Annotated in this window: 6 protein-coding genes and 1 tRNA gene; 3 read left to right on the top strand and 4 right to left on the bottom strand. The window is 61.8% G+C overall.

The window, feature by feature from the left end:
• Positions 1-183: 183 nt before the first annotated feature.
• Positions 184-852 carry a GIY-YIG nuclease family protein gene (locus ACE3OV_RS17845; RefSeq protein WP_374328854.1) on the top strand — a complete coding sequence of 223 codons (669 nt, stop codon included), beginning with the start codon at positions 184-186 and terminating at the stop codon, positions 850-852.
• 777 nt (positions 853-1,629) lie between these two features.
• On the opposite strand, the gene ACE3OV_RS17840 is transcribed toward ACE3OV_RS17845, so the two are convergent.
• From ACE3OV_RS17840 to ACE3OV_RS17830, 3 genes are all read right to left on the bottom strand, one after another.
• Positions 1,630-1,938 (bottom strand): hypothetical protein, encoded by a 309-nt coding sequence (locus ACE3OV_RS17840; protein ID WP_374328853.1) that lies wholly within the window; start codon positions 1,936-1,938, stop codon positions 1,630-1,632.
• A gap of 150 nt (positions 1,939-2,088) precedes the next feature.
• On the bottom strand, positions 2,089-2,325 hold the full coding sequence (locus ACE3OV_RS17835) for a DUF1778 domain-containing protein (protein ID WP_374328852.1): 237 nt from the start codon (positions 2,323-2,325) through the stop codon (positions 2,089-2,091).
• A 129-nt stretch (positions 2,326-2,454) separates the two neighbouring features.
• Positions 2,455-2,530, bottom strand: a tRNA-Asn gene (locus tag ACE3OV_RS17830).
• A 98-nt stretch (positions 2,531-2,628) separates the two neighbouring features.
• Between ACE3OV_RS17830 and ACE3OV_RS17825 the strand changes: the two genes are divergently transcribed.
• The gene (locus ACE3OV_RS17825) at positions 2,629-3,306 is read left to right on the top strand and encodes a mechanosensitive ion channel domain-containing protein (protein ID WP_374328851.1); all 678 of its coding nucleotides are present in this window, start codon (positions 2,629-2,631) and stop codon (positions 3,304-3,306) included.
• Positions 3,307-3,339: 33 nt separating this feature from the next.
• Positions 3,340-5,466: a 5-histidylcysteine sulfoxide synthase gene (ovoA, locus tag ACE3OV_RS17820; protein ID WP_374328850.1), complete on the top strand. Its 2,127-nt coding sequence runs from the start codon at positions 3,340-3,342 to the stop codon at positions 5,464-5,466.
• Between the two features lie 29 nt (positions 5,467-5,495).
• Here the strand turns inward: ovoA and ylqF are convergent, their stop codons facing one another.
• Entirely contained in the window at positions 5,496-6,401 is a 906-nt protein-coding gene (ylqF, locus tag ACE3OV_RS17815; RefSeq protein WP_374328849.1) for a ribosome biogenesis GTPase YlqF, read from the bottom strand.
• Positions 6,402-6,407 lie beyond the last annotated feature (6 nt).

Below are 6,407 nucleotides of genomic sequence, written 5' to 3'. Positions count from 1 at the left end.
GTGGTCATGCTGGTCTATCCTCGCGAAGTATTGCAAAATCGCCGCCATCACCATGACGGAGGCGTTATGCAGGATAAATCAGCGGTGGGCGGTGGGTTTACTCTCCGCGTAGCGGCTTCGTTCAACCTGCCGCTGCATCCGACCGCCTTCGGCGGCGGCTGAGCGGCAACGTTAGGAATCAGCATGTCGGCCGGATACGTCTACATCCTCATGAATTCTTCGATGCCCGGTCTTCTTAAAGTGGGCCGGACTTTTCGCGACTCTAAGGCTCGGGCGCGAGAGCTTCACACCACGGGGGTCCCTACCCCATTTGAAGTTGCGTTTGAACTATTCGCAGAGAATCATGAGGAGCTCGAGCAGAAGCTACACGACCATTTGTCGGAGTTTAGGGTATCTGGCAATCGTGAGTTCTTCAGATACCCCCTTAGACTCGCCATTCAACATCTTCAAGGGCTTTCCTCTCCGCCAAAGGAGTCGTCGTCCGCCTATTGTGCGGAAAGTATTTTTCAGGAGCTCTCCGAAAAGTATAAGGCGTGGCTAAAGCCAACAATCGTGGATGTTCGAATTGTTCAAACTCAAGAGCGTGTCTGGCTCGAGATCACCGAGGAAGAAGAAAAGGCCGGCTATCTCGTCGACCAAACTATCAAGCGTAGCGACCTTGCCTTCTGCTCTGGAGATACCTATGAGAGTAAGTACTTTAGTCCTGCCGACTCGGTGTCCAAGAATTCGGCAAAGTTCGTCGACACATGGGACCCTTACTCGATCATCATGGCCACTGATCTTTTTCACGACGACGCGTGTCGTCAGATCGACAATGACTCCAATCTCAATCCACATACGCGTGATTCCTAATCGGGTAGCCAGGGGTTTCTCTCCCCCGGCCCCCACACCACCCACCGTGCGGGTCCGCAGTGGGCGGTTCAACGAGATGGCTCGCTCGACTAAGACGTGTAGCCCTGTGCCTTGCACCATAGCTGCTTGATGCTCGGCACGCTCTGGCGCTGAAGCCAGTCATTGTTCAGACAAGCCCTCACAAGCTTGCCCTTGCCTTCGGCTAGTGGTTATTCTTATCGCATGCGACAAGATCGGTACTCCCACAGGGGACTTACACCCCATTACATCGCGCCCATGCTGGGCGCACACATTGCGGTCCAGGGGACGCTGCGCGATAGAGGTCTCTTGTGACCGACACAATTGCCATCGGAATCACGATTGCTGTCTTTGCATTACCGTGCGTGCTATTGGCTATGGCCTTACGGCACTTAGTTCCGCTGATTCGAGGTTTCAATGCACCGCTGTGGGCATATGCGCTTGGTCCAATCGCATTCGCATCAGATCGCTTTCTTTCCGAGGCGGCACGCCCTCACCGAAAACCTTTCATTCGCTATGTCTCAGCTTTTGTAATGGTGTCGCTTGCTTTGCTCGTCGTTGCTTCGGGGGGCCTGGCGTGGCACCTCTAACGATTAAGGTTAGATCGTGATCGCGAAGCGAGCCGCGATCTGAACCGGTTGTTGAACAAGCCCGGTTCGGTTTCTCTGGAAACAGCTTTTTGTCGTCAGCCCGGAAACCGGGCCGTAGGTCCGGCAAGTTTGCCGGGCGATGCCGAATTTGGCACCGAGGCCTGAAGAATCAGGCGATTTTCACGCCTGATCGGGCGTTTTTCCCCGTTTTTCGGCCGAGCGCGGCCGTGGCGCCGGCGGGCGCGCCGTCTTGCCGGGCGGCTTGGCTTACCCGGTCGTCTCCGTGGGCATTGCTTCTGTATCTCGTCGTCGCTTTCCGCCCCTGGCCCTTGAAAGCCTGATCAACAGCCAAGCGGCCCATACGAATGGCGGGCACGGTCGGATAGCGCGGCAACTTTTTGCCGGTGCTGGCCGGAAGGTCGGCCAGCACCAGGCTTGCCGAGGCCAAAGGTTTAATAGCCAGCGATGCGCGGCCCATCGGCCAAGGCCACGAAACAAGCGGCCACGCGGCGGCGAACGTCTTGGGTGACTTGTTCCCGCAGGTAGCGATTCAGCGGCTCCGAATCGCTGTTGAACACAGCGCGGCCATACCCGGCATCGAGTGGCGCAAGCTGGAACGGTGCGCCGCTCATTCAGCGCGCAAGAGCTTGCTGCGACGGACAAAGGCACGTTCCAGAGCCGGGTCCGGTTGAGGCGGCGACAGCAGCGCTTGTGCAAAGCACTCCTGATCCGCCAGGGACAGACGGATAACTTCGGCCTGCTCGATGGCGCGTTGCGCTGCATCCTGCACGGCGGACACAACGTAATCGGTCACGGTGCAGCCTTGAAGTTCAGCGGCACGCTTGAGCATCGTGATGGTTGCCATCGCTGACTCCTAAAATCGAGTATCGCGATGCTGCAGCGAATTTCGCGCGGGAGACTGCAGCAAAAATGCAGCAATAATGCCTTCAGATAGCAAAAAGCCCGCCAGACAGCGGGCTAAGTGCTTGAATCTTGGCTCCCCGACCTGGGCTCGAACCAGGGACCTACGGATTAACAGTCCGGCGCTCTACCGACTGAGCTATCGGGGAATCTTGCCGTCGTTGCGACAGCGGCGCGCATTATAGACGCAAATTCCCGGAGCGGCCTAGCTTCGTTGCATTTTTTCTGCCTGGGACGGCGTGCGTTGATGGCTGCCTTGATCGCCACCGCGGGTCGCCGGATAATCGACCGCTGCGACGACGAGGAGAACAAACATGCAGATTGCCGGCGCAACGCCTGCCCCGAAGCGATGAAGGACTACCTCCCTGACTGGGCCCATCCCTGGGTCGACCTGATCAACCTTGGCCTGCAGATCGCCCTCATCATCGTTGGCGCACTCCTGCTGCGTGCCTTCATTGTCCGGCTCATCGGCCGTATCGTGCGCAGCCACAACCTGCCGCTGGAATTGATCGTCGGCGGTCGCCGCTTTGCCAGCATTCTCATCTTCATCGGCGTTGTCCTGCTCGTTCTCGACCGCTTCAACGTTTCCGGTGCCGTGTTGTGGACTGCCGTCACCGGCTTCGCCACTGTCGCTGCGGTGGCCTTCTTTGCGGCGTGGAGCGTGCTGTCCAACATCTTCTGCGCCGTGCTGATCTACACGACCCGCCCCTTCCGCCTGCACGACCATATCGAAATCCTCGAGAACGGCGACAAGCCCGGCCTCGGTGGCGAAGTGCTGGACATCCGGCTGATCTACACGACGATCCGCGAAACCCTGCCCGACCGCGAGCCGACCTTGCTACAGGTGCCCAACAGCCTGTTTTTCCAGCGCCTGCTGCGGGTCCGCATTGTCGATGCCGAGATGCTGCCAGCGGTGCATTCCTGACGCCACTTCCTGCTTCGCCGAAAGTTCGAGTCCATGCCCAGCCGATTCCCCCGCAGCCCGCTTCTCACCGGTAACGACAGCGAGGCCAAACGCGCCGAACTGCTGCACTATTTCCACGCCACCTTCGACCGTTACGAATCGCTGTTTGAGCTGCTCGCCTGCGACGAGGCTTACTACCGCAAACCGATCAGCCTGCGCCATCCGCTGATCTTCTATTTCGGCCATACCGCCACCTTCTTCATCAACAAGTTCCGGCTCGCCGGACTGATCGACCAGCGCATCGACCCCCGCCTCGAATCGATGTTTGCCATCGGTGTCGATGAAATGAGCTGGGACGATCTCGACGATTCCCGCTACGACTGGCCGACAGTGGCCGAAGTCCGCGCCTATCGTGCCCGGGCGCGGGCGGTGGTCGACGGCGTCATCCGGCAGACGCCCCTTGCCCTCCCCATCGGCTGGAACGATCCGTTCTGGACGGTGCTGATGGGCATCGAGCACGAGCGCATCCATCTCGAAACCTCGTCGGTGCTGATCCGCCAGCACGCCCTGTCCTACGTCAGACCGCACCCCGACTGGCAGCCCTGCCGCGAGCGCGGGGCGGCGCCAGCGAACGAGTTACTAGACATTCCCGCCGGCCGGGTCAGCCTCGGACGCGATCTTGCCGATCCCTACTACGGCTGGGACAACGAATACGGCTGGCACCAGGCCGAAATCGGCGCCTTCCGGGCCGCCCGTCACCTGGTCAGCAACGGCGAGTTCCGCGAATTCGTCGATGCCGGTGGCTATGCTGACGACAGCTACTGGGACGAGGAAGGTGCCGCCTGGAAAACCTATGCCCGGGCCGCCCACCCCACCTTCTGGGTGCGCGATGCAAACGCACCGGACGGCTGGAAACTGCGTCTGCTCGCCGAGGAAGTGGCGATGCCCTGGAACTGGCCGGTGGAAACCAATTGTCTGGAAGCGCGCGCCTTCTGCCGCTGGAAATCGGCACAGAGCGGATTACCGGTCCGCCTGCCGAGCGAGGACGAGTGGCACCGCCTGCACGATCATGCCCTTCCCGGCGGACTTGCGGACGACGCGCCCGCTGCCGCCAACCTCCATCTCGACCACTGGGCATCGAGTTGTCCGGTCGACCGCTTCCGCCATGGCGAACTAAGCGACGTCGTCGGCAATGTCTGGCAGTGGTGCGAGACACCGACCTACCCCTTCGATGGTTTCGCCGTCCATCCGATCTACGACGATTTCACCAGTCCGACCTTCGACGAGCGGCACAACATCATCAAGGGAGGCAGCTGGATTTCCACCGGCAACGAAGCCCGCCACGTTTCGCGCTATGCCTTCCGCCGCCACTTCTTCCAGCATGCCGGCTTCCGCTACGTGGTGAGCGACGCAGCGCCAAGCCAGCCGGTGTCGGCCTACGAAACCGACACGATGGTTTCGCAGTACGCCGAATTCCATTACGGCGACGCGGCACTTGGCGTGCCCAACTTTCCACAGGCGATGGCCCGGCTGGCCAGCGACGCCCAGCGCCGCCACGGCAATGGCCAATGGCAGCGCGCCCTTGACCTGGGCTGTGCCACCGGCCGGGCCAGTTTCGAGCTGGCGCGGGATTTTGCCCACGTGGTCGGCATCGATTTTTCCGCTCGCTTCATCCAGATCGGCAGCCGCCTGGCGGAAAACGGCAGCCTCCGCTATACCTTGCCCGAGGAAGGCGAACTGGTCAGTTACCACGAACGCCGCCTGGACAACCTGGGCCTGAGCGAAAGCGCCGGCCGCGTGACGTTCTGGCAGGGCGACGCGTGCAACCTGAAGGAGGGCTTCCGGGATTTCGACCTGATCCTGGCCGCCAATCTGATCGACCGTCTCTACGCGCCGCGCCGCTTCCTGGAAACCATCGCCGGGCGCCTCAAGCCGGGCGGCCTGCTGGTCCTTGCTTCGCCCTACACCTGGCTGGAGGAATTCACCAAGCGCGAGGAATGGATCGGCGGCTTCAAGAAGGACGGCGAGTCCTACACCACGCTCGACGGCCTGAAGGACATCCTCGGCGAGCACTTCACGCTGGTCGAGGGACCGCTGCCAGTACCTTTCGTCATTCGCGAGACCCGCCGCAAGCACCAGCACACGCTGAGCGAAACGACGGTCTGGAAACGCCGGTCCTGAACCTCGCCGCCTCGCCGCCTCGCTGGCAGCTAGCAGCTAGCGTCGTCGCCGCCGACCGGCGCCGTACTTTCCAGTTCGGCCTGGCGGGCGGCGCGCAGGGTCGGGGTTTCCAGGCTGATGCGGCCGAGGGTGCCGGTACGGTAGTCGTTGAGCAGGATGCCGGCGGCTTTTTCCAGGTCGAGTTCGCCGCCGCGGCCCTTGATCAGGCAACCGCGCTTGCGGGCGATGCCTTCAAGGACGGCGACCGCGTCCATGCCCTGCAGGTCGAAGCCGTAGCGGGCCTGGAGCAGCGCCGGGTAGTGGTCGAGCAGGTAGCCGGCGAGCCAGGTGGCGACTTCGTCGTCGATGTAGGCGTTGACGCCGACCGAGTGGCTGGCGGCCATCATCAGGCCGTCGATCGGGTGGTCGATCTTCGGCCAGAGCATGCCCGGCGTGTCGTAGATGGTCAGCCGCGAGCTGAGGTCAATGCGCTGCTGGCTCTTGGTCACCGCCGGCTGGTCGCCGACGGCGGCGACCTTCTTTTTGACCAGCGCGTTCATCAGCGTCGATTTGCCGACGTTGGGGATGCCCATGATCATCAGCCGCAGCGGCTTGACCGCGTCGCAGCGGTGCGGCGCCAGCTTCTGCGCCAGGCCGGGAATCCTGGCCACGTCACCGGGCTTCTTGCAGGAGATGGCGACCGCCATCACGCCCGGCTGCTTGCCGAAGTGATCGAGCCAGGCCTTGGTCACCGCCGGATCGGCGATGTCGGCCTTGTTCAGCAGCTTCAGGCAGGGGCGCTGACGGAAGGTGCGCAGCTCGTGGATCATCGGGTTGCTGGACGCCTGCGGCAGGCGGGCGTCGAGCACTTCGACGACGACATCGGCCATGGCCAGCGTCTCGCCCGCTTTCTTGCGGGCCTGGGTCATGTGACCGGGATACCATTGGATGGACATGTTTGC

Source organism: Azonexus sp., assembly GCF_041909095.1.
Classification (GTDB): domain Bacteria; phylum Pseudomonadota; class Gammaproteobacteria; order Burkholderiales; family Rhodocyclaceae; genus Azonexus.
The sequence above is the reverse complement of the archived record's forward strand: the minus strand, read 5'-3'. Positions and strand labels throughout refer to the sequence as shown.

Coding starts and splice junctions, on each gene's coding strand:
- ACE3OV_RS17845 (WP_374328854.1), top strand. CDS start 184: ATGTCGGCCGGATACGTCTACATCCTCATGAATTCTTCGATGCCCGGT.
- ACE3OV_RS17825 (WP_374328851.1), top strand. CDS start 2,629: ATGGCTGCCTTGATCGCCACCGCGGGTCGCCGGATAATCGACCGCTGC.
- ACE3OV_RS17840 (WP_374328853.1), bottom strand. CDS start 1,938: ATGGGCCGCGCATCGCTGGCTATTAAACCTTTGGCCTCGGCAAGCCTG.
- ovoA (WP_374328850.1), top strand. CDS start 3,340: ATGCCCAGCCGATTCCCCCGCAGCCCGCTTCTCACCGGTAACGACAGC.
- ACE3OV_RS17835 (WP_374328852.1), bottom strand. CDS start 2,325: ATGGCAACCATCACGATGCTCAAGCGTGCCGCTGAACTTCAAGGCTGC.
- ylqF (WP_374328849.1), bottom strand. CDS start 6,401: ATGTCCATCCAATGGTATCCCGGTCACATGACCCAGGCCCGCAAGAAA.